Below are 20159 nucleotides of genomic sequence, written 5' to 3' on the forward strand. Positions count from 1 at the left end.
GGGGTGCTTCGATGTACCCGGTAGATCCGCAGCTGCGTGTTCGCCTCACGTAGCGGGACTAATCGTGCGGGAGATTGCAGAATGTCGCTCATGAATGGATATGCGAGTTTTCGTGGTGTCGAGAATCGACCGTCGACACCCTCTCGGAAGGCCCTGCGATATTATTTTCAGCCCCCAAGACCTTGGATGCAGATCTGGAACTGCAAAAGGCTGCGATGGTCATAGTGGCGGCGAAAAGGAGGAGGGTAGTTGTAGGGCCGATAAGGTCTAGAGCGGTCCCAAAAAGTGGAGCACCTGCGGTCTGTCCCAAAGCGAGGAGGAGAAAGGGCAGACCAAGGCCGAAGGCCGGGCTTTCGGGATAAAGAGAGATGCCCCACAGGAGGAATGTGCCGGTGGCGACGATATAGGCTGTACCGAAAAGTGCCATTGCAGCGAAGCCGAGGGGCGGAACGGCACTCGAAAGGGTGAGGCTGGCAATGGCCAGAGCCATCAGCAGTATGGATATACGGTGGATCGCTGGAAGGCCGAACCGGGTGGTGAGATGGCCTGTGACTATGCCAATCAATCCAGCCGCGCCCAGGACGATCCACGCAAGCGCGATCATGCCATGGCTGTAACCGCTCTCCTCGCGCAGGAGATTGGCGCCGAAGGTCCAGATCGATGTGCTGGCAAGACCAGCCATGAAGGCGCTGCTCGCAAGCCTGCCTGTCCCAGCGCGAGTAAAGGATAGAAAAGAAATCGGCGTGCTGCCCGTTCGACCTTCTGCCTGCGGAACGGAGAACCAGAGCCAGAGCGTCACCAGCGCACCTGCCGAAGCAAAGATGGCATAAACGATGCGCCAGCTTCCGGGGAGCGCAAGAACGGCAAGACCGGAAAGGACGATCCCGATCGCTGTGCCAGTATTGATGGCGCCATTTGCCCGTGGCCTCTCGGCGTCCGCAAAAACCTGCGCGACGGCAGCAGCGAGCGGGGGTGAAGTGAGGCCAGTGCTCAGTCCCGCAAGTGCCATGGCCAGCCCGATGCCCAGTGCTGATTGAGCGATCGCAACGAGCAACAAACCGGCCGTTGCTGCCACGCCTGCCGCCACCGCGATGGCGCGGGAACCAAATCGCCGGTCAAAAGTGAAGGCGAAGACGATCCCGAGACAATAGGCGGCAAAGGCACTGCCGCCAATCCACCCAGCGGCCGGAGCGCTTAGTGCGAGATCGTCGCTGATGGCGGGCAAGAGGAGCCCATAGGCAAAACGGGCGAGGCCATAGCTCAAGGCTGTCAGAGAAAAAGCCGCAGCGACGAGGTTGAACCGCTTGTCCATAAAAGTCGCTCTCATCTGTCGGAAAGGAGGGTGAGAGCCGCGCGCTTTGCAGATTGTACGACGGGTTTGTCGGTCACGCTTGCGGCTGCCGTCGCGCCTTCAAAGAGCAGCCAGATCGAGAGTGCGATCTCGTTGTTTGGTTGGCCGAGGGCGGTTTCGACCCGCCGGGCGATCTCGTCTGCGAACTCGCGCTTCTGCTGCCGAACGAGGCTGGCGATATCGGGGTGTGAACCGGCATATTCGCTATGGGCACGCAGCAGCATGCAGCCGCGAGCGCCATGTTCGGAAAGCCAGGATTCGAGAACATCGAAAAGGCTGCCGATCGGATCGTGCGCCTCGGGCCAGTCGCGCAGGCGCTCCATGAAGCTGCGGTGGCGTTCCGCCACCACAGCCAGAACAAGGCCCTCGCGCGAGCCGAAATGTTTGTAGAGAGTACGGGTCGAGGTTCCGGAAGGGGCAAGGATGCCATCGACACCGATGCCGCGGAATCCCTGGTTTTCGAAAATGCGCTCGGCGCCGGCTATGATGTTGGTGCGCTTGTCCATGCAGCACATGTAAAACGATCGCTTTACATTTCAAGGGTTGCGTTTGTATCGTGATCGGGTCTCGGTCTGCCGCAATGTTGTTTCACACTCCGAGTGCGGTACGGCTTGCCGCGAAAACACGCCGAGGTGACGTGGGGGAAGCTTAATCGAACGGTTACCTTAGACTCCTATCGCTCTGTCGTCGCTGCGGCGCACGGTGTGGACGAGGTAGATCCAATGAATGTCGAACTGGTTTTTCTGGCCCTGGTGCAGGGGATCACGGAGTTTTTGCCCGTCAGTTCCTCGGGGCATCTGATCCTCGGGCGTGCCTTGCTGAACCTCTTGGGGCTGGCGCCTCTTACGATGACCCCGGCGGAAGAACTGTCGCTCGACATAGCGCTTCATATCGGGTCGCTTGGCGCCATTCTCGTTTATTTCTGGCGCGACATCGCAATGCTTCTCGGCGGCCTGCGCGATACCGTATTGGCGCGCGGTGGCGTTGCGGCACGAACGCTCTGGGTGCTGATCGTTGCCAGCCTGCCGCTTGTGGTTGCGGGCCTGATCTTCAAGGATCTGGTGACGGAAGCCGGGCGCTCTGTCGGCATCATCGCGGTGACGACACTGGTGTTCGGCGTGCTGCTGTTTGTCGCTGACAGGCGGCCTTCTGAACGGGGCGAGATCGAGCGACTTTCGTTCCGCGATGCCCTGATCGTAGGTCTGGCGCAGTGCCTTGCCATCATTCCGGGGGTGAGCCGGTCGGGCATCTGCATGACGGCTGGACGATTTATCGGGCTCGACAGGCCGCTTTCGGCTCGGCTGGCCATGTTGATGGCCATTCCGGCAATTCTTGGTGCCGGACTGTTGACGACGCTTGATCTGGTGCGGAGCGGCGATGCAAACTTCACCGCCTATGCACTTTGGGGGGGAGCGCTGGCCTTTATCAGTGCGCTGGCCAGTATTGCACTTTTGATGAAGTGGCTCGCCCGGCAGAGCTACACGCCGTTTGTCATCTACCGGGTCGCTCTTGGCCTTATTCTGCTGGGGCTTCTAGCGGCAAACATCCTCTAAGGCGCGCAGCCGATCCTTGAAGGCACGGCAAAATGGCGCTCACGTCCTTGATGGTGGCGTACAGCTCCAGTCTCCTTAGAAAAAAAGGGCCTGATCAATCGGTCAGGCCCTTTTTGCAATCAGTCGCTCTTTTTCTGACCCGGCAAGGAGAGCGGGTCGACCGATGAGGGCGACATCAATTGCGCCAGAATATCGTCGGCAGACTGATTGGATCCGCCGATGCCGGCTTCCAGCAATTGCCGGTCGAGATCGTTGCCGTTTTCCAGCGCTGCCAATTCCGCGCCGGCCGCGATCCGGCCTGCGGTCGCTTCCTGACGTTTCTTGATGCGCTCGAGGCTGTCAACGGCGCTGCCGAGGCGGGTGTTGATGCCGGACTGGCTATGGGCCAGCGCCGACTGCGCCTTGAGGAGCGCCTCATTGGCTTTCACATTTTCCACTTCGCGCTTCATCTGGGTGATGCGCGCTTCGGTGTCTTGGATGGCGCGAAGCATCTGCTGCTGGCGCGGCAGGAGCTGATCGAGCTCGGCTTGGTCGCGCTGCAGTTCGCCGCGAATGGTGGCGATCCGTTGCGCAAGCCCCTGGGCAAGGTCCGTGCGGCCTGCAGCGATAGCGGCACGGGCGCTGTCGGTGTCCTTGGCTTCCTTGGCGCGGTTCTCCTCGATCCGGCGCATGACGGTCTTGTTGGAAGCCATGATGCCGGCAAGGTCCGACCGCGCCTGACGCAGGGACTGCTCGGCGTCCCGGATTTCCTGATCCAGGATGCGCATGGACTGGCCATCGGCAATGGCCTCCGCGGCTTCATTGGCGCCGCCTCGGATGGCGGTAAAGATCTTTCCCCAGGCGCTCACGCTGCGAACTCCCCGTTTTTCCATTCATTGATCATGTCGGCAGCATCGACCGCATTGGCGGCAAGGACCGCCACTTCTTCGACGACGGCTTCTGCGCTCGAACGAGCCGAAAGCGAGCCAAACAGCTCATACCACTCTTCGCCATCGATCTGGGTGATGCCAAAGCTTGAAAGCGGCACGAGCTTGTGCGTCCTCAGCACCATGCGCTCGAAGGCTTCCCGGTTCGGTATTTCCTTGCACGGCGCGAGGACAACGCTGGCGAGAATGTCCCGGTCTCCGCTGATGGTCACGAACACATCAAGGTCGCCCATCTCCTTGATGGTTACATAGAGCACATTGCCCTCTGGCGGAACATGCACATCGACATCGCCAAGTGCCTCGGGATCAGACGCGAAGAGGCGCGTCAGGGTCGTGAGGTTCCAGGTATCCAAAAGGTCCTCCATAGGATTGCCGATGCTGACCGGCTCGTGTTGGTTCTTGCGCATATGGTACTATCATCTTGTCGCTGCAACGACATTATGGCTGTGGCGACTTGTCGCCGCAAAACGGTTTAGTTTGCCTTCTCAGCGTCTTGTTGCACGATTAGCATGCGGGTTCACTGATTGGGCCGGGGCGCGCAAGTGCCGTTGGCGAAGGGAGAGGCGGATGATCGGCTGGTTCGGCCGCAAAGGCGAAGACAAGCCATTGCCGGAAGAGCGAGGACCGCTCGCGGTCGGTATCGGCGGCGCTATAGACATCGATTTCCTTTCGCTTGAAGCCAATGCCCTTGGAGGCGATCCATCCATGGCCTTGCCTTTGAGCGGGCCGTTTATCGTTGCAGCCTATGGGCAGGCGCAACTCGATGCGACCAGTGTTCTCTCGCGTTATTATGACGATGAGCATCGCATGATCCAGACCATGTCCGGCGGCAAGCCAGGCGATGCCATCGACGACATCAGTTTCTATCATCCCTGGGACAGCGTCGTGCCTTCGGGTGCGCAGGCCTGGTCGCGTTGGACAGGACCTCAGGGCTTGATCGGGCTGCCGCGCTATGATGCAGATGGCATCCTCTTCGAGCGGTTTTGGGGAGAAGGCGATGAGCGAGCGCCGCTGGTCGAGTTTGTGGAGACCGTCGATGACGGGGAAACCACCCGTTCCATTCACCAAAGCTGCATGCTCTATTACCGCCCGCTGGGCCAATCGCGCGAAATGCTGCTGATCAATGTCGAGCGCGATCTGGGCGGCGTGCAGAGCCAGACCGGCAGCTCGGTCGAATTTCTGATCGGCTATGGTCTTTCGCCTGCCGATGTCCGGCGCGTGTGATCAATTCAACTGCTTATCAACTGCTTACCCATGGAGTTTCGACATGCTTGACTATATGGCGGGCCTGCCGGCCTTCCTCGGTTACTTTGCGATCGGCCTTGGCGCCTATGGCGTCTTCGGCCTTGTCTACACCACCATCACCCCGCATCGCGAAGTGGAGCTGATCCGCGCCGGCAATATGGCGGCAGTCACTGCGTTTCTTGGCGCCATCCTCGGCTTCAGCCTGCCTCTGGCTTCAGCGGCCGCCAATTCGGTCAGCGTTATCGACTATATCATATGGGCAGCGATCGCGATTCTGGCGCAATTGCTCGCCTACTATCTCGCCAATTTTACGCTGAAGAACCTGCACGAAAAGATCACGAATGGCGATGTGGCGGCGGGGCTCTGGGGAGGCGGCATCGCTCTTGCCGTGGGTATCCTCAATGCTGCCTGCATGACCTATTGAAGGAGGAGCAGATGCGTAGACGTCTTCGCGGCAGCAGGCCGCCGCTTCTCTCGCTGGGCACCATTGCAATATCCTCCATGGCACTGGCCGGTTGCGCAGGCGAACCGCCGGGCGAAGTGCTTTTCTCTTCGGTGGACCAGTGTATTTCGGCAGGCATGGATGCTCAGGTCTGTCAGGCCGGCTATCAGGATGCCATGCAGTCCCATCTGGCCAATGCACCACGCTTTGACGGGCTGGCGGCCTGCGAAGCCGAATATGGAGCAGGGCAATGCACCCAGCAGCCAGCAGCTGCGACCGGTGGCGGCGGCAGCTTCTTTACGCCATTCCTTGCCGGCTATCTGCTGTCCTCGACACTAAACAATATCGGCGACTACAATAATTATCGGCGGACCCAGATCAACAACGGCAACAGCTATGGCTCGACCCCGATCTATCGCAATCGCAGTGGCCAGACGCTGACCCCGGGCACGCGACCCGGCGGAGGAGACATGGCGGCGCCGTCGCGCCAGACGATGCAGCCGGTCAACGTCAACACCCGCACCGTGGTCCGGCAGGGCTTTGGTGGCGGTGGCAATTACGGCTTTGGTGGCTAAGCGATGAAGCGCATCACCTGCGCCGAGCGGCCGGACTGGCGCGACAAGGCCCGGACCGTTGGATTTGGCTTTCACGAGATGTATGGCGAGCCCTATTGGCTTGATGATGCTGCCTATGTCTTTGCTCTCGACGAGATCGAACAGGCCATAGAAGAGCCTAGCCAGGAACTGCACGAAATGTGCATGGACCTGGTGGGCGATATCGTGGAGAGCGAGGAAAAGCTCGAGCGCCTTGCCGTACCGGCGGAACTGCGGGACCTGGTGCGCGATTCCTGGCGGCGGGGCGACAGGCACCTTTATGGCCGCTTCGATCTTGCCTATGACGGCACGGGTCCGGCCAAGCTTCTTGAATACAATGCCGACACACCGACGTCGATCTTCGAGACCGCCTACTTCCAGTACAACTGGCTGACCGATCAGATCGAGGCTGGCGTGCTCCCCCAAGACGCAGACCAGTTCAACTCGGTGCAGGAAAGCCTGGTCGAGGCGTTTTCCAGCTTCTCCCAGGGGCCGATCTTTCATTTTGCGGCAATGACCGAGAATGAAGAAGATCGCGGTACCACGGTCTATCTCATGGATTGCGCTACCCAGGCCGGGCATCGCGTCGAACTGCTGGATATCAAGGATATCGGGATCGATGCGCTTGGGCGCTTCACTGATCTCGGGGATCGCGTGATCGATCGCTGCTTCAAGCTCTATCCTTGGGAGTTCATGCTGCGCGAGACCTTCGCGCCTTATCTGCCAAGGTCCGGGCGTGTTTTCGTCGAGCCGGCCTGGAAGTCAGTTTTGTCCAACAAGGGCCTGCTGCCGCTGCTTTGGGAGCGCTACAAGGGCCACCCCAATCTGCTCCCGGCTTTCTTTGATGGCGATGACGCGGCCTCGACACTGACGAGCTATGTTCGCAAGCCGCTTCTGTCGCGGGAAGGCGAGAATGTCACGATCTTCGCGGAGGGAGCCGAGTTGGCTACAGCGCCGGGACACTATGGTGCAGAGGGATATGTGATCCAGCAATATGCGCCGCTGTTTCGAAGCGATGGTGGCTTTGCCGTTCTGGGCAGCTGGATCGTAGGGGATCGCGCCTGCGGCCTTGGCGTGCGCGAGGATCGCTCCCGCATCACGGCCAATCTTTCCCGCTTCGTTCCTCATGTCATTCTCGACTGACAAGAAAGAGGTTGGCTTTCCCCCTGCAAGTGCAGCATGAAACCGGCGGGGCTCGGGAACCGTTTCTCACCTGCAGGGTAGTACTTGCCCTGCATTTCCCACACGTCCTGAGGGCACTTCTTGCGCATCGCGTTTTTTATCCAGCCCTTGCAGGGGCATCTCGGGCCAGCGACGCATCTCGCGGCAGCGCTGGTGGCACGCGGGCATGAGTGCTTCCTCGTGCATCATCCTGATATTGTGCCCGACGATGTATTCAGGTCCATTGCAATAGATTCCACGGAGGCGAACTGGACGCCGGCGGGTTACATTCGCCACGCGCGATCATCTGGCCTGCCATTTGGCGTTCTGCGCCTCGTCCGCGATATGGCAGCAATGACGGACACGCTGTGCCGGCTTGGCCCCGATCTCTTGCGGGCTCACGGTATCGATGCTGTGGTGTCAGACCAGCTCGAACCGGCCGGTGCGCTGGTGGCCGGTCATCTGCAGCTTCCCTTTATTACGCTTGCGGCCGCTCACCCCATCAATCGCGAACCCCTGGTGCCGCTGCCGGTGCTCGACTGGCCGTATGAGGACAGCGATAAAGCAATCGAACGCAACAGAGTGGGTGCCTGGATTGCCGACAAGCTGACGGCCGGACATGATCAGGTTGTCAGGGCATGGGCAGAGCGGTGGAACCTGCCCGGACGCAGTAACGTGGTGGACTGCCTTTCGCCTCTGGCTGATATCACGCAACTGGTGCGGCAACTCGATTTCCCACGCCGCGCCTTGCCGCCGACTTTCCACTATGTGGGCCCTATACGCGGGGGTCGTCCGCCGCAGAAGCGGGTCAAGAAGGCACCAGGCACCCAGCCACTGGTGTTTGCATCCCTCGGTACGCTCCAAAACCACCGATTGCGCCTTTTTCAGCGGATTGCGAAGGCGTGCCGCGCTAACGGAGTGCGCCTGATCCTGTCGCATGCCAATGGGCTTTCACCACGACAGGCGGCGAGCATCGATGCTGACGAGGTTGTTCCCTGGGTAGACCAGGAGCAGATTCTTTCCCAGGCTGACGCCGTGATTACCCATGGCGGCCTCAATACCGTGCTTGATGCGCTGGCAGTCGGCTTGCCGATCCTCTGCATCCCGCTTGCCTTCGAGCAGCCCGGGGTTGGAGCGCGGCTCGAAAGGGCAGGGGTGGGCAAGGTCCTCCGCGCTTCGGCCAGTACGAACCACGTCGCCTCGGCGCTTGGCGAATTGCTGACTGACCCGCGGTATCGTACCGCAGCAGAAACCATGGCGGCTCATATCCGGCTGTCGGGCGGTGCCGCTAAAGCTGCCGGCATCGTCGAGTGCGCGATCATGGATGCTCGTAGCCGGCACGGTCATGATGACGCGATAAAGCAAGCCAGTCCGGCTTGTTCGCTCTAGGTCGTCATGATCAGATCGATCTGATCATCCCGCCATCGATGCGGATCAGGCTGCCCGTGATGTAGGACGCGCGCTCGCTGGCAAGGAAAGCGACGGCGTCGGCCAGTTCTTCGGGGCGCCCATAGCGGCCGGCTGGGATGGTGGCAATCGATTGCGCGCGGACCTCTTCAACACTTTTGCCCAGACGCTTGGCAGTGGCCTCGTCCAATTGGTCGACCCGGTCGGTATGAATGCGGCCCTGAACGATGGTGTTGACGGTGATGTTGTCGGCCGCGACTTCGGCTGCAAGGGTCTTGTTCCAGCCCAGGAGCGACTGACGAAGGGCATTGGAGATAGCAAGACGCGGGATGGGAGCTTCGACACCGGACGAGGTCAGGGTAATCAGGCGGCCCCATTTTTTCTCCCGCATTGCGGGCAAGAGAGCCTGTGCAATCGAGATCAGCGGCGTAACCATGATCTCGAACTGGCGGAGGAAATCCTCAGGCGCCAGACTTGCCGCTTCGCCGGGAGGCGGGCCGCCCGAATTGCCGATGAGAATATCGGCGCCGCCTTCAGCGAGGATGGCCTTGGTGAACGACCCTACCGACATGCGGTCTGCCAGATCGAGACTCTGCGCCGAAATGCTGCCGCCGGCGCCGGGCGTCAGCTGATCGTTGAGCGCGAGAATGGCGTCGGTGGTGCGAGCGCCGCCGATGACGGTTGCGCCTTCGTTGGCGAGAGCGACCGCGATGGCGGCGCCGAGGCCCTTGCTGGCGCCGAGGACAACGGCGCGGCGATTTTCAAGACCGAGCTTCATGCGCTGATCTCCGCGAGGCGCTTGCTCTGGCGCGCGAGGAGGCGTTCGACATCGGCGATATCCCCGGGAGAAAGCGCGGCACCAGGTTTGCGCAAAGCGGCCGAGGCGATGACGCCGCGTTTGGCGAGGACGTATTTTCTTGCAGCAAGACCAATGCCTTGCTGCTGTTCGTAGCGGGCAAGAGGGAGGTAGGCGTCGAAGAGGTCATGGGCCCGTTCGATCTCGCCCTTGCCGTAGTTTTCCACCACGCCGACCATCATTTCTGGAAAGCAGAAACCGGTCATCGCACCGTCGGCACCGCGACCCATTTCCTCCGGGAGGAATAGTCCGCCATTCCCGCAAAGAATTGAAATTCTTCGCGTTTCACCCTTGTCGCTCGAGGCGCGCAGCGCCGTGATCTTGGCAAGACCCGGCCAATCCTCGTGCTTAAGCATAACGCAGGTGGGGACGTCGCGGATGATGCGATCGATAACCTTGGGAGCGATGGTGACATTGGTGGTCAGCGGGTAATCCTGCAGCACCCAGGGGGTTTGGCCGAGGGCTTCGCCGACGGAGAGGTAGAAGGCGTAGGCTTGGTCGTCGGTTTTTGTGGTCCATGGTGGGGCGACCATGACGCCGGCAGCGCCCATTTCCATAACCGAATCAGCGAGTTCGCGCATCGGGGCGAGGCCGGGGGCGGTGACGCCGACGACGACGGGGACATTGGCGCGGGCGATGACCCGGCGGGCGATTTCGCGAGATTCCTCGGAGGTGAGTTTGGGGGCTTCGCCGAGCTGACCGAGAATGGTGAGGCCGGTCACGCCTTTTTCCTCGTAGAAATCAACCATGCGGTCAACGCTTGCCCAATCGACTTCGCCCGCATCGGAAAATGGAGTAACTGCAATGACATAGACGCCTTTGGCGGCTTCGTTCAACAAGGGCATCGGGCTTCTCCGGGTGAGTGGTCAGTGCGAGAAATAGAGGGCTTGGGCATTGTCGACGAAGGTGGCCGCATGGGTTTTTTCCGGCAAGGCGGCGCAGGTGAGGGCGATGAGATCATCGTCTTCCGGGACCGCACTATAAAGCTCGGTATGGGGCCAATCGGTGGCCCATAAGAGGCGGTTTGGATAGCATCTGGCCAGCACTTCGAGGGTGTTTTCGAGTTTTTGCTGACCAAGTGCGTCCGTCAGTCGATAGGGCGCGGAAATCTTGACATAGACCCGCCCCGTATCGAGCGCTCGCATGAGGTCGTCGAGTGCAGGACCTGGTGCATCGAGCCGCATGAATGCCAGATGGTCGATGACGCCGAGGAGGTCGTGGCGACCGGTCAATTCGGCGACGGCTCTGATGGCTTCGGGCCCGACCTGGAACTGGGCGTGCCAGCCGAGGGCGCGCATGCGGGGTGCGAGCGCGTCGAGCGCGTCGAAACCGATGCCCGACTTGTTGCGCAGATTGAAGCGGATGCCCCGGACGCCGAGTGCATCGAACCGGCGAAGGTCCGCGTCGGGTGTTTCGGGCGGTACCACGATGATGCCGCGCAGGCGATCGCCGTGCGCGGCGAGGGCCGAAAGGAGGACGCGGTTGTCGAGGCCATAGACGCTCGGTTGCACCAGAACGCCGCGGCCGATGTTGAAGCATTCGGCCAGGGCGAGCCAATCGTCGATGGTCCGGATGTGCGGCGTATAGCTGCGCGGAGAGGCCAGAGGCGCCTGGTGCGCAAAGACGTGGAAATGGGTGTCACAGGTGTTGTCCGGCAGCCGGATGCCAGAAGGGTTGCGCAGGGGGCACGGCGGCAGGCACAAGGGCGCGTCGAGAACCTCAGCCACGGGCGGATGCCATCAGGAAATCGAAATCCACGCCATCATCTGCCTGGGTGACGTGGCGGTCGTAAAGCTGGGCATAGCCGCGTTCCGGGGCAGGTGGCGGCGGGGGCAGGGCCTTCATGCGGTTTTCGAGCTCGGCAGCATCGACCAGGAGTTCGAGCTGCCGGTTGGGAACGTCAAGGCGGATGCGGTCCCCTGTGCGCACGGCGGCGAGCGGGCCGCCGTCGGCTGCTTCGGGCGTGATGTGGAGCACCACAGTGCCGAAGGCCGTGCCGCTCATGCGGGCATCGGATATGCGGACCATGTCCTTGACGCCCTGGCGCGCCAGGTGGCGGGGAATGGGGATATAGCCTGCCTCGGGCATGCCCGGTGCCCCCTTGGGCCCGGCATTGCGCAAGACGAGGACGTCGTCGGCGGCAATATCGAGACTGGTGTCTTCGAGCCGCTGGGTCATGTCTTCGACGGATTCGAAGACAACGGCGCGCCCCTCATGCACCTGCAGGTTTGGATCGGCCGCGGAATGCTTGATGACGGCGCCGCGCGGAGCAAGATTACCCGAAAGAACCGCAATGGCGCCCGACCGGGAGATGGGGTTGGCGCGTGGACGAATGACCTGTTCTTCGAAGCGCACCGGCAGGCCGGCAATGGCATCGCCCAGGGTGCCGCCAAAGGCGCGCGGCGCGGACAGATCGAGCAGATCGGTCAATTCCGAAAGGAGGCGCGGGACGCCGCCGGCAGCATGGAACTCGCCCATATAGCCGCTGCCGGAGGGTTTCAGATCGACCAGAACCGGCACCTGACGGCCGATACGGTCGAACTCGGCTAGATCGAGCTTCATGCCGAGCCGGCCATAGATGGCGGCAAGATGCACCACGGCATTGGTGGAGCCGCCGAGCGCCTGGAGGGTGACAAGGCCGTTGCGCAAAGCGTTCGTGCTCAGCACCTGGGCGGTGGTGAGACCGGTTTCGGTCATCGCCACAGCGGCGCGTCCGGTTTCCTCGGCGAGCCTTGCGCGCTCGGAAGATGTTGCGGGCGCTGAACCCGACATGGGCAAGGTAAGGCCCATGGCTTCAACCATTGCGGCCATGGTCGAGGCCGTGCCCATGACGGTGCATGTGCCCACGGAACTGGCAAGGCGGCCATTGATCTCGGCGATCTCTTCGCCACTGATCGCATCGGCACGGTATTGCGCCCAAAGGCGGCGGCAATCGGTGCAGGCCCCGAGGCGTTCGCCGCGATGATTGCCGGTATCCATGGGGCCAGTGGGCAAGATGATGGCGGGCACTTCGCTCGATGCGGCAGCCATGACTTGGGCGGGGATCGTCTTGTCGCAGCCGCCGATCAGGATCACTGCATCCATGGGTTGGGCGCGCACCATTTCCTCGGTTTCCATGGCCATCAGATTGCGCAGGAACATAGAGGTGGGCGAGGCGAAACTCTCGTGTATCGACATGGTGGGAAACACCATGGGCATGCCGCCGGCGAGCATGACCCCGCGCTTGGCTGCCTCGATCAACTGCGGAACGTTGCCGTGGCAGGGATTGTAGTCCGAATAGGTGTTGGAAATGCCCACGATCGGGCGGTCGAGAGCATCATCGGAATAGCCCATGGCTTTGATGAATGCCTTGCGCAGGAAGAGGGAAAAATCCTGGTCGCCATAGCTCGTTAATCTTCTGCGAAGCCCGCGCGTCACCGCTATCCTCCCCGTCGCTGCATCTGCGACCCTTTTGCCTCATTCCTACAACCAATCAGAAGATTGTCAATAATAAGAGCGGCGAAAACCAAGCGAGCAATTGCGATAGTCGCGTATTCGCGCTTAAATTGCGGGTGATGCCCCGTGGTGGATCGGGTGAGCTGCGCCCTGTGTGGGTTTAATTATTGACAAGAGGTGGCTATGCGGGTCGGACTGGTTGGAGCGGGATGGGTGACGCAATATCATCTGCCGGCCTGGGCGCGTGTCGAGGGTGCGGAGGTCGTTGCGATCTGCGATCCGGACCCGGTGGCGCTGGCGCACCGGGCCGACGCCTATGGCGTTGCAGGGCGCTACGGGAGCCTGGCCGAAATGCTGGCAGCCGAACGGCTCGATGCGCTCGATATCGCGACGCCCCGGCGATTCCACGCTGAAAATGTGCGGGAAGGGGCGCGAGCCGGCTTGCCGATGCTTTGCCAGAAGCCGCTTGGAATCGATCTTGCCGAGGCCGAGGCGCTGGTCCGCGAGCTTGCAGCGGGTGTGCCGCTGATGGTGCACGAGAACTGGCGCTTTCGCCCCTATTATCGCCAATTGCGGCAGTGGCTCGTCGAAGGGCGGGTGGGCGAGATCAGCTCGATCCGGCTCGATTTCCATTCGAGCGGCATGATCTTGGGGGTCGACGGGGATAGGCCTGCACTGGTGCGCCAGCCGTTTTTCCGGGACGAAACGCGGCTCCTCGTGATGGAAGTGCTGATCCATCATCTCGATACGCTGCGCTATCTCTTTGGCGAGTTCGAGCTGCTGCGTGCATGGCTGGGCCGAAGCAATGACGAAATCCTTGGTGAAGACAGGGCTACGCTCTGGCTGAAGCGGCGAGGCAATGGGGTGCCTCTGGCGGTTTCGGGCAATCTGGCTGTGCATGGTGCGCCACCCGCGCCGAGCGACCAGCTCTGGATCTATGGATCAGCCGGCACGGTGCATCTTGATGGCACGGTGCTGCGGCTATGGGGCCGAGAGGGAGGTGAGGCTTCGTTCGACCCCGCCGAGAGTTATCAGGCAGCCTATGATGGTGCGATCGCTCACTTCGTGGGGCAATTGCGCAGCGGTGGAGCATTTGAGACGTCGGCCGCGGACAATCTCGAAACGCTGCGCCTTGTCGAGGCTGCCTATCAAAGCAGTGGATTTAAACCGGCGGACACAATCTGATAAAGACAATGACCGCTTCTCGCGCCCGGACCTTTTGCCATGGCTGATCAGATCATCGAGGACGAACTGGACGATGTGCGCATCGTGCGGGCGCTGGAGGAAGACATTATTTTTGGGCGGCTGGCGCCAGGTGCGCGGCTGACCGAAGATTCGCTGTTGTCGCGCTTCCCGGTGACCCGGCATTTCGTGCGGCAGGCGCTGGTGCAGCTCGAGCAGATGGGCATCATCGTGCGCGAGCGCAACAAGGGCGCAACGGTGCGCTCGCTGACCCCGGCGGAAGTGGAGCAGATTTATGCGGTGCGCGAACTGGTGCAGCGCCAGGCGGCGCTGATGATCCCATTGCCGGCTTCCGAGAAGCTGATCCAGGATTTGCTGCTGATCCACAAGGAGCATGGCGAGCATATCGAAAGCGGTTATCTGCGCGGCGTGCACGAAACCAATGACCGGTTTCACCTGACCCTGTTCGGCGCCTGCGGCAATAAGTATCTCGTGCAAACCATCGAGCTCTACATGCGCTACAGTCTGCCCGTGCGCGCCAATTCCATGGCGGATCGCACGGCGCTCGATGTGTCCCATGGCCAGCACCGGCTGATGATCGAGATGCTGAGCGGGCGCGACAACTGGGTGCTGGCGCAGCTCTGCGTCGATCATCTGCAGCCGTCCAAGAAGCGGTATATCGGGCTGGTCGAGGGGTAGGCGCATCGGCGCTGAGTTGGAACTCGACGAGACAAGGAACGTTTAGGGAACAGACAAGGAGTTTCCAGATGTCCACCACCAATTCAAAAGTCGAGCCGGGGCCGCATTCCAATCTCGAAAAGGACCCAAGCGATTGGACCACAGGCGATGATCCGATGACGGATGCGCAGGCGTCTTATCTCAAGACGCTGTCTGAGCAGGCGCATCAGCCGGACCGGTTTGCCGAGGACCTGAGCAAGGCGGAAGCCTCTGAGCGGATCGATGCGCTGCGGCAGGAGCTTGGTCTGGGGTCGTGAGGTCTTTGCGAAACCGTCGCAGAAAAAGCACCCCGCCGCAGGGAGGACGGCGGGGTGCGCGATCGGCCCGGCAGGGCAGAGCCGATCGGGTGTCAGTAATCGATGCGGAGGAGGGATACGCCCTGGCGCGGCAGGGTCATGCTCAGGCTGGCGGAGCCTGACTGGGCTTCAACCGTGCCGGTTTCGAGCACGGCGAGCTGGCCAGAGGCTTCGAGCTTGCGATAGTCCTCGCCGGTGACGGTCTGGGGCGATCCCATCTCCTTCCACACCGCGAACGAGTTCGAGTGATCCTTGTCCATGCGATAATGGGTCAGCTTGTGCGCGCCGGGCTTGAGGTTTTCGAGCGCCAGCGTGACATTGGCAAGGCCGTCCTCGACATCGTCGTCATGGTAGTTCCAGACGAGAATGGAAACGCCTGTATCGTCGCGCGTCGCGACCGCATTGACGTCGGGCTGGTCGCGGACGCCATGCTCCATGATGGTGTCGATATCGAGCGCGTGATCGGACCGGGCCTCGACCCATTCGCCGCGCAGCTTGCCCAGCATGCGGAAGCCGTTGAGCACGGCCTTGTCGACGCCATTGGTCGCCATGTCGCGGAAACCGTCATACCAGGGCTGGTCTTCGAACAGGAAGGCCCAGGTGACGGCGCCCTCGATCTCGATGCCGGCGCGCTGGCTCAGCTCATAGGTGCGGATCATGCTTTCCACGATATAGGCGCCATAGAGCGGGCCGTTGCGATAGCCGTTCTGGGGATGGACGCGGGCCGAACAGGCGGCGCAGCCTTCAGGATCGGATTCGCCGATAACGGTTGGCAGGTGCCTCAGGGTCGGGAATTCGTTGACGATGGCGAGATTGGTTTCGATGTCGCGCAGTTGCTTGTGGAGGCCCATGCGGACATGGTCCTTCCAGATCACCGGATTGCCCTTGGCGTGGAAGGCGATGAAGTCGATGGGTGAATCGTTGTCGACCACGTGCTGGAGAAATTCGCGCAGGAATTTCTGCGCCTTGGGATTGTTGAAGGCGCCGCAGGTATGGGGTCCGCCGACGCGCGCGCCGGGCAAGGCCGCCTTGATGGCCTTGGCGGTGACATCGTACATCGCGCAGAATTCGGGGATGGTGCCCTTCCAGTAGAGCCCGTCCGGCTCGTTCCAGACCTCCCAGGGCCAGGTGAGCACCTGCTCTTCGCCGTAGCGATCAGCCAGATGGCGCGCCCAGGCGTGGACGAGATCGCCCCATTTCTTGAGATCGTTGGGCGGATTGGCCCAGCCGGTCATGATGGTGGCGTAGGGATCGGTGGGGCTCCAGTGGTGGCGGTATTCGCCGGGATCGTCGGAGAGCGCCTCGGGCATGAAGCCGACCTGGATCAGCGGGATATTGCCGGCCTCGACATAGGCGTCGAAGATCTGGTCCATGATGGTCCAGTCATAAACGGGATTGCCGTTCTCGTCCTCGGTATAGGCGTTGGTCGAACCCCATTTGAGGGCATATTGGCCATCGCCCGAGGTCAGCAGGTTGTGGGTGCGGATGCGCGGCGGTTCGGGGCTAAGCGCGGTGAATTCCTTCAATAGCTTCTTGCCGTTGGCGGTGTTGGTGTAATTGGGTTCATCATAGCCCCACCAGTTCCACAATGGCCTGTAAGCGCCGCGGCTCACGCCTGCATCGACCGCGATGCGGACGTCGTAAGTCGCTGTCATCTGAATTCTCCAACCCTGTTGCTGTATTCCCTCGTGACCGCGCAGTGCGCAGATCCTCGCGATACCCTACCGGTCATGGCTGTTTTGTCAATAATAGTGTGGATGTTTTGGCATAGAAGCTGGAAATGCACGGCATGTGAGTGATGATACTGGTGTTTTTGTCGATAATCCTGTTGCTCTTGCCCAAAAAATTGTCGATAAAGATGTGAGCCGGACTGCGGGAGGACTGCAAGCAGTGCGGGCTTGAGACGAGGGAGGCGAGGATCCGGACCCTCTGGGCCGGTCGATCGCCAGCCCGCCACGCGCGGGCATCAGGAGGAACGACCATGCTTATCAAGAAGCTGGCCGCAGCCGCACTTGCCATCGCCGCCTCGGTGATGCCGGCTGCCGCCCAAGATTTCATTGCCGGCATCCCGCGCAACGAAGCGCTGATCATCCAGGGGCCGGCAGCGCAGAACGCGGAATGGTTCAACCTGTGGGCGCCGGGCGGTGGCGCGAGCAATAACGGGCTGCAGCAGCTGACCGCGGACACGTTCTGGTTCGTCAATCCCGAGGGGACGGGCGATGCGGCCTGGACCAATGCGCTGGCTGCCGACCGCCCGCAATATAATGACGATTTCACAGAGATGACCGTGCCGCTCAAGCAGGGGATCTACTGGAGCGATGGGGTCGAGTTCACGGCCGAGGACGTCGTTTATACGGTCGAAACCCAGATCGCCAATCCCGGCATGAACTGGAGCGCGCCGTTCACGATCAATGTGGACAGTGTCGAGGCGACCGACCCCTATACGGTCGTGTTCAACCTCAAGGAGCCCAATTCACGCTTCCACACGCTTTTCACCGTGCGCTGGAACGCGGCCTGGATCATGCCCAAGCACGTGTTCGAGACCGTGGACGATCCGCTGACCTATGCCAACAATCCCCCGGTTTCGCTCTCGGCCTACGAGATGCACAGCTATGACAGCGCCGGCAACTGGGTGATCTGGAAGCTGCGCGAAGACTGGGAGCGTACCTCGATCGGCATGGATCTCGAATCCGAGCCGGACGTGAAATATGTGGTCTATCGCAATGCTGGCAATCCGGACGCCCGCGTCATCGAGCAGATGAACCACAATCTGGACGTGATCAACGACATCGCGCCCGAAGGCATGTTCACCATCGCGCGCGATGCCGGCGAGAACAGCGCCTATTGGTTCCCTGGCTACCCGTTCGCCCATCCCGATCCGACGCTGCCGTCGGTTCTGTTCAACCACCAGAACAGCAAGTTCCAGGATAAGGATGTCCGCTGGGCGCTTGCCCTGATGATCGATATCCGTGCAGTGGCCATGGGCTCCTATCGCGGTGCGGCCAATCTCGCCGCGCTGTCGGTTCCGCCTACCGGTACGGCCGTCGTCGATTACTACGAGCCGATGCAGGAATGGCTGACGAGCTTTGAGATCGATACCGGCGCCCGCACCATTGCGCCCTATGATCCGACCGTGGCTCAGCAGATCGCCGCGCTCGTCAAACCGCAATGGGGCGACGACATTCCGGACGATCCGGCACAGCTGGCGGCCATGTTCGGCCATGGCTGGTGGAAGCAGGACATCGAGGCTGCCAACGAGCTGCTGGAGAAAGCCGGGCTCACCAAGAACGGCAATCAGTGGCTACTGCCCGACGGTACGCCCTTCACCATTCGCCTGATGGTGGAAGGCGATGCAATCCCCACCCTGGCCCGTGCCGGCACGATCCTGGCGCAGCAGTGGTCCATGCAGGGTATTCAGACGACGGTCGACGTTGCCGGACCCACCAATGGCCAGCGGCTCGGTGCCGGTGACTTCGAGGCAGCGGTCTACTGGACCGTGGAAACCTGGGGTGGTCACCCTGATCTCAGCTTCTTCCTTGAAAGCTACCATTCCGACTTCATCGTAGAACCCGGTGCGGTCCAGCCGCCGCGCAACCTGCAGCGCTGGCAGGACGAACGGCTCGATGCGATCATCGAAGAGAACCGCACGGTAAGCTTTGACAGCCCCGAAGTGGTGCAACTGGGAATGGACTATCTCAAGCTTGCAGTCGAAGAGATGCCGTTCATTCCGCTGATGGCCTACAATAAGTTCGCCCCGTTCGACACCACCTACTGGACCGGCTACCCAAGCGCGGAGAACCCATATTCGGCTTCTGGCCCGTTCTGGTCCAACACGCGCTACATGGTGGTCAATCTCGAGGCCAATCCCAATGCTCCGGGCGCTCAGGCCGCCCAGTAACGTCTTCGTCCCGGGCGAGGCTCAGGTCCCGCCCGGTCCCCGAACCCAGCCAGTTCCAGTGGACACGTGATGGACGGTTTTCCCAAATACCTGCTGCGGCGGCTGCTGCAGTTTTTCCTGGTGATCTTTCTGGGCGTGTCCGGCACGTTCTTTATCACCAAACTGTCACCCGTCGATCCGGTGGAACAGTCCCTCTCGCTGATGACGAATTTCGGCGCGACCGATCCCCGCGCGGTCGAGCTGATGCGCCAGGCACTGGCTGAACTTTATGGACTACAGGGCTCGATCTTCGAGCAATATCTCGCCTTTTGGGGCCGCGTGCTGCGCGGCGATTTCGGACCATCGCTGTCCTCGTTTCCGACGCCGGTCATGTCGCTGATCATGAGCGCCTTGCCCTGGACGGTGGGCCTGCTGACGCTGGCGCTGATCATCACCTGGACGCTGGGCAATCTTCTCGGGGCGCTGGCCGGCTACTATCGCACCAATACGCTGCTCAAGCTGTCCGGAGCCGTCGTGATGGCGCTCCATCCGGTGCCAGCCTATATCGTGGGCCTCGTGCTGCTGCTGGTTTTCGGCTTCATCTTCCCGGTGCTGCCGATTTCAGGCGGAGCGCAGATGAACCTGCAGCCGGGCCTGTCGCTCGACTATATCCGCTCGCTGATCCAGCACGGCACCTTGCCCGCGCTGACACTCGTGCTCGTCGGCATCGGCAGCTGGTTCATCTCCATGCGCTCGCTCGTTTCCAACATCGTGACCGACGACCATGTGGTTTACGCCGAACTCGGCGGAGTGTCTTCGGGCAAGATCTTCTCCCAATACGTGGCGCGAAATGCGCTTCTGCCGCAGCTGACGGGCCTGGCACTCAGCCTGGGCAGCGTCTTCGGCGGGGCGGTGATCACCGAGTTCTTGTACAATTATCCCGGCGTCGGCCGGCTGCTGATCCAGGGCATCTATCGCGGCGACTATTCGCTGGTGCTGGGTGTCACCACCATGTCGATCGTGGCTGTAGCCGTGGCCGTGTTCATCATCGACCTGATCTATCCCCTGATCGATCCGCGCGTGAGGCTGGGCTGACC

Annotated in this window: 20 protein-coding genes; 11 read left to right on the top strand and 9 right to left on the bottom strand. The window is 61.3% G+C overall.

The features are described 5' to 3' along the window. Positions 1 to 88 precede the first annotated feature (88 nt). Positions 89 to 1312, bottom strand: coding sequence for an MFS transporter (locus BM364_RS02855; RefSeq protein WP_175528435.1), 1224 nt, complete (start codon positions 1310 to 1312; stop codon positions 89 to 91). Positions 1313 to 1323: 11 nt separating this feature from the next. After that, positions 1324 to 1857: a TetR/AcrR family transcriptional regulator gene (locus tag BM364_RS02860; protein WP_092420644.1), complete on the bottom strand. Its 534-nt coding sequence runs from the start codon at positions 1855 to 1857 to the stop codon at positions 1324 to 1326. Positions 1858 to 2073: 216 nt separating this feature from the next. On the opposite strand from BM364_RS02860, the gene BM364_RS02865 reads away from it, so the two are divergent. Beyond that, on the top strand, positions 2074 to 2904 hold the full coding sequence (locus BM364_RS02865) for an undecaprenyl-diphosphate phosphatase (protein ID WP_092420646.1): 831 nt from the start codon (positions 2074 to 2076) through the stop codon (positions 2902 to 2904). A 119-nt stretch (positions 2905 to 3023) separates the two neighbouring features. Here BM364_RS02865 and BM364_RS02870 read toward each other — a convergent pair whose 3' ends face one another. After that, the gene (locus BM364_RS02870; RefSeq protein WP_092420648.1) at positions 3024 to 3752 is read right to left on the bottom strand and encodes a PspA/IM30 family protein; all 729 of its coding nucleotides are present in this window, start codon (positions 3750 to 3752) and stop codon (positions 3024 to 3026) included. After that, positions 3749 to 4195 (bottom strand): DUF2170 family protein, encoded by a 447-nt coding sequence (locus BM364_RS02875; protein WP_092423802.1) that lies wholly within the window; start codon positions 4193 to 4195, stop codon positions 3749 to 3751. The genes BM364_RS02870 and BM364_RS02875 overlap by 4 nt, the downstream gene beginning before the upstream one ends. 202 nt (positions 4196 to 4397) lie before the next feature. Between BM364_RS02875 and BM364_RS02880 the strand changes: the two genes are divergently transcribed. The 5 genes from BM364_RS02880 (at position 4398) to BM364_RS02900 (ending at position 8660) form a co-directional block, all read left to right on the top strand. After that, the gene (locus tag BM364_RS02880) at positions 4398 to 5054 is read left to right on the top strand and encodes a DUF2491 family protein (protein WP_092420651.1); all 657 of its coding nucleotides are present in this window, start codon (positions 4398 to 4400) and stop codon (positions 5052 to 5054) included. Between the two features lie 43 nt (positions 5055 to 5097). Then, the gene (locus BM364_RS02885; protein WP_092420654.1) at positions 5098 to 5499 is read left to right on the top strand and encodes a DUF350 domain-containing protein; all 402 of its coding nucleotides are present in this window, start codon (positions 5098 to 5100) and stop codon (positions 5497 to 5499) included. Between the two features lie 11 nt (positions 5500 to 5510). Further along, the gene (locus BM364_RS02890; RefSeq protein WP_092423804.1) at positions 5511 to 6092 is read left to right on the top strand and encodes a DUF1190 domain-containing protein; all 582 of its coding nucleotides are present in this window, start codon (positions 5511 to 5513) and stop codon (positions 6090 to 6092) included. A gap of 3 nt (positions 6093 to 6095) precedes the next feature. After that, positions 6096 to 7253 carry a glutathionylspermidine synthase family protein gene (locus BM364_RS02895; RefSeq protein WP_092420657.1) on the top strand — a complete coding sequence of 386 codons (1158 nt, stop codon included), beginning with the start codon at positions 6096 to 6098 and terminating at the stop codon, positions 7251 to 7253. A gap of 120 nt (positions 7254 to 7373) precedes the next feature. Continuing rightward, positions 7374 to 8660 carry a glycosyltransferase gene (locus BM364_RS02900; RefSeq protein WP_092420659.1) on the top strand — a complete coding sequence of 429 codons (1287 nt, stop codon included), beginning with the start codon at positions 7374 to 7376 and terminating at the stop codon, positions 8658 to 8660. A 10-nt stretch (positions 8661 to 8670) separates the two neighbouring features. On the opposite strand, the gene BM364_RS02905 is transcribed toward BM364_RS02900, so the two are convergent. The 4 genes from BM364_RS02905 to BM364_RS02920 are packed head-to-tail and all read right to left on the bottom strand — an operon-like array spanning position 8671 to position 12951. Beyond that, positions 8671 to 9456: an SDR family oxidoreductase gene (locus tag BM364_RS02905; RefSeq protein WP_092420662.1), complete on the bottom strand. Its 786-nt coding sequence runs from the start codon at positions 9454 to 9456 to the stop codon at positions 8671 to 8673. After that, a complete protein-coding gene (locus BM364_RS02910) occupies positions 9453 to 10379 on the bottom strand; it encodes a dihydrodipicolinate synthase family protein (RefSeq protein WP_092420666.1) in 927 nt (308 codons plus the stop codon). Before BM364_RS02910 ends, BM364_RS02905 begins: the two co-directional genes overlap by 4 nt. A 21-nt stretch (positions 10380 to 10400) precedes the next feature. Next, positions 10401 to 11261 (bottom strand): amidohydrolase family protein, encoded by an 861-nt coding sequence (locus BM364_RS02915; RefSeq protein WP_092420669.1) that lies wholly within the window; start codon positions 11259 to 11261, stop codon positions 10401 to 10403. Continuing rightward, positions 11254 to 12951 (bottom strand): IlvD/Edd family dehydratase, encoded by a 1698-nt coding sequence (locus BM364_RS02920; protein ID WP_092420672.1) that lies wholly within the window; start codon positions 12949 to 12951, stop codon positions 11254 to 11256. Before BM364_RS02920 ends, BM364_RS02915 begins: the two co-directional genes overlap by 8 nt. A 201-nt stretch (positions 12952 to 13152) precedes the next feature. On the opposite strand from BM364_RS02920, the gene BM364_RS02925 reads away from it, so the two are divergent. The 3 genes from BM364_RS02925 to BM364_RS02935 all read left to right on the top strand — a co-directional run bounded on the left by BM364_RS02925 (position 13153) and on the right by BM364_RS02935 (position 15146). Beyond that, a complete protein-coding gene (locus BM364_RS02925) occupies positions 13153 to 14154 on the top strand; it encodes a Gfo/Idh/MocA family protein (protein WP_092420676.1) in 1002 nt (333 codons plus the stop codon). A 39-nt stretch (positions 14155 to 14193) separates the two neighbouring features. Then, on the top strand, positions 14194 to 14850 hold the full coding sequence (locus tag BM364_RS02930; protein ID WP_092420679.1) for a GntR family transcriptional regulator: 657 nt from the start codon (positions 14194 to 14196) through the stop codon (positions 14848 to 14850). Positions 14851 to 14918: 68 nt separating this feature from the next. After that, the gene (locus tag BM364_RS02935) at positions 14919 to 15146 is read left to right on the top strand and encodes a DUF3072 domain-containing protein (RefSeq protein WP_092420682.1); all 228 of its coding nucleotides are present in this window, start codon (positions 14919 to 14921) and stop codon (positions 15144 to 15146) included. 92 nt (positions 15147 to 15238) lie between these two features. Here BM364_RS02935 and BM364_RS02940 read toward each other — a convergent pair whose 3' ends face one another. After that, positions 15239 to 16840, bottom strand: a complete 1602-nt coding sequence (locus BM364_RS02940; RefSeq protein ID WP_092420685.1) for a GH39 family glycosyl hydrolase — start codon at positions 16838 to 16840, stop codon at positions 15239 to 15241. Between the two features lie 326 nt (positions 16841 to 17166). Between BM364_RS02940 and BM364_RS02945 the strand changes: the two genes are divergently transcribed. Both BM364_RS02945 and BM364_RS02950 read left to right on the top strand, forming a co-directional pair. Further along, a complete protein-coding gene (locus BM364_RS02945; protein WP_092420688.1) occupies positions 17167 to 19083 on the top strand; it encodes an ABC transporter substrate-binding protein in 1917 nt (638 codons plus the stop codon). Positions 19084 to 19152: 69 nt separating this feature from the next. Next, a complete protein-coding gene (locus BM364_RS02950; RefSeq protein ID WP_092420691.1) occupies positions 19153 to 20157 on the top strand; it encodes an ABC transporter permease in 1005 nt (334 codons plus the stop codon). The last annotated feature ends 2 nt before the right edge of the window (positions 20158 to 20159 follow it).

Source organism: Devosia crocina, assembly GCF_900116545.1.
Classification (GTDB): Bacteria; Pseudomonadota; Alphaproteobacteria; order Rhizobiales; family Devosiaceae; genus Devosia; species Devosia crocina.

What these genes read in the sequence shown, in the direction of transcription:
- BM364_RS02945 (WP_092420688.1), top strand. Translation starts at nt 17,167, where the DNA reads ATGCTTATCAAGAAGCTGGCCGCAGCCGCACTTGCCATCGCCGCCTCG.
- BM364_RS02950 (WP_092420691.1), top strand. Translation starts at nt 19,153, where the DNA reads ATGGACGGTTTTCCCAAATACCTGCTGCGGCGGCTGCTGCAGTTTTTC.
- BM364_RS02910 (WP_092420666.1), bottom strand. Translation starts at nt 10,379, where the DNA reads ATGCCCTTGTTGAACGAAGCCGCCAAAGGCGTCTATGTCATTGCAGTT.
- BM364_RS02880 (WP_092420651.1), top strand. Translation starts at nt 4,398, where the DNA reads ATGATCGGCTGGTTCGGCCGCAAAGGCGAAGACAAGCCATTGCCGGAA.
- BM364_RS02935 (WP_092420682.1), top strand. Translation starts at nt 14,919, where the DNA reads ATGTCCACCACCAATTCAAAAGTCGAGCCGGGGCCGCATTCCAATCTC.
- BM364_RS02905 (WP_092420662.1), bottom strand. Translation starts at nt 9,456, where the DNA reads ATGAAGCTCGGTCTTGAAAATCGCCGCGCCGTTGTCCTCGGCGCCAGC.
- BM364_RS02890 (WP_092423804.1), top strand. Translation starts at nt 5,511, where the DNA reads ATGCGTAGACGTCTTCGCGGCAGCAGGCCGCCGCTTCTCTCGCTGGGC.
- BM364_RS02895 (WP_092420657.1), top strand. Translation starts at nt 6,096, where the DNA reads ATGAAGCGCATCACCTGCGCCGAGCGGCCGGACTGGCGCGACAAGGCC.
- BM364_RS02855 (WP_175528435.1), bottom strand. Translation starts at nt 1,312, where the DNA reads ATGGACAAGCGGTTCAACCTCGTCGCTGCGGCTTTTTCTCTGACAGCC.
- BM364_RS02930 (WP_092420679.1), top strand. Translation starts at nt 14,194, where the DNA reads ATGGCTGATCAGATCATCGAGGACGAACTGGACGATGTGCGCATCGTG.
- BM364_RS02885 (WP_092420654.1), top strand. Translation starts at nt 5,098, where the DNA reads ATGCTTGACTATATGGCGGGCCTGCCGGCCTTCCTCGGTTACTTTGCG.
- BM364_RS02875 (WP_092423802.1), bottom strand. Translation starts at nt 4,195, where the DNA reads ATGGAGGACCTTTTGGATACCTGGAACCTCACGACCCTGACGCGCCTC.
- BM364_RS02925 (WP_092420676.1), top strand. Translation starts at nt 13,153, where the DNA reads ATGCGGGTCGGACTGGTTGGAGCGGGATGGGTGACGCAATATCATCTG.
- BM364_RS02940 (WP_092420685.1), bottom strand. Translation starts at nt 16,840, where the DNA reads ATGACAGCGACTTACGACGTCCGCATCGCGGTCGATGCAGGCGTGAGC.
- BM364_RS02860 (WP_092420644.1), bottom strand. Translation starts at nt 1,857, where the DNA reads ATGGACAAGCGCACCAACATCATAGCCGGCGCCGAGCGCATTTTCGAA.
- BM364_RS02865 (WP_092420646.1), top strand. Translation starts at nt 2,074, where the DNA reads ATGAATGTCGAACTGGTTTTTCTGGCCCTGGTGCAGGGGATCACGGAG.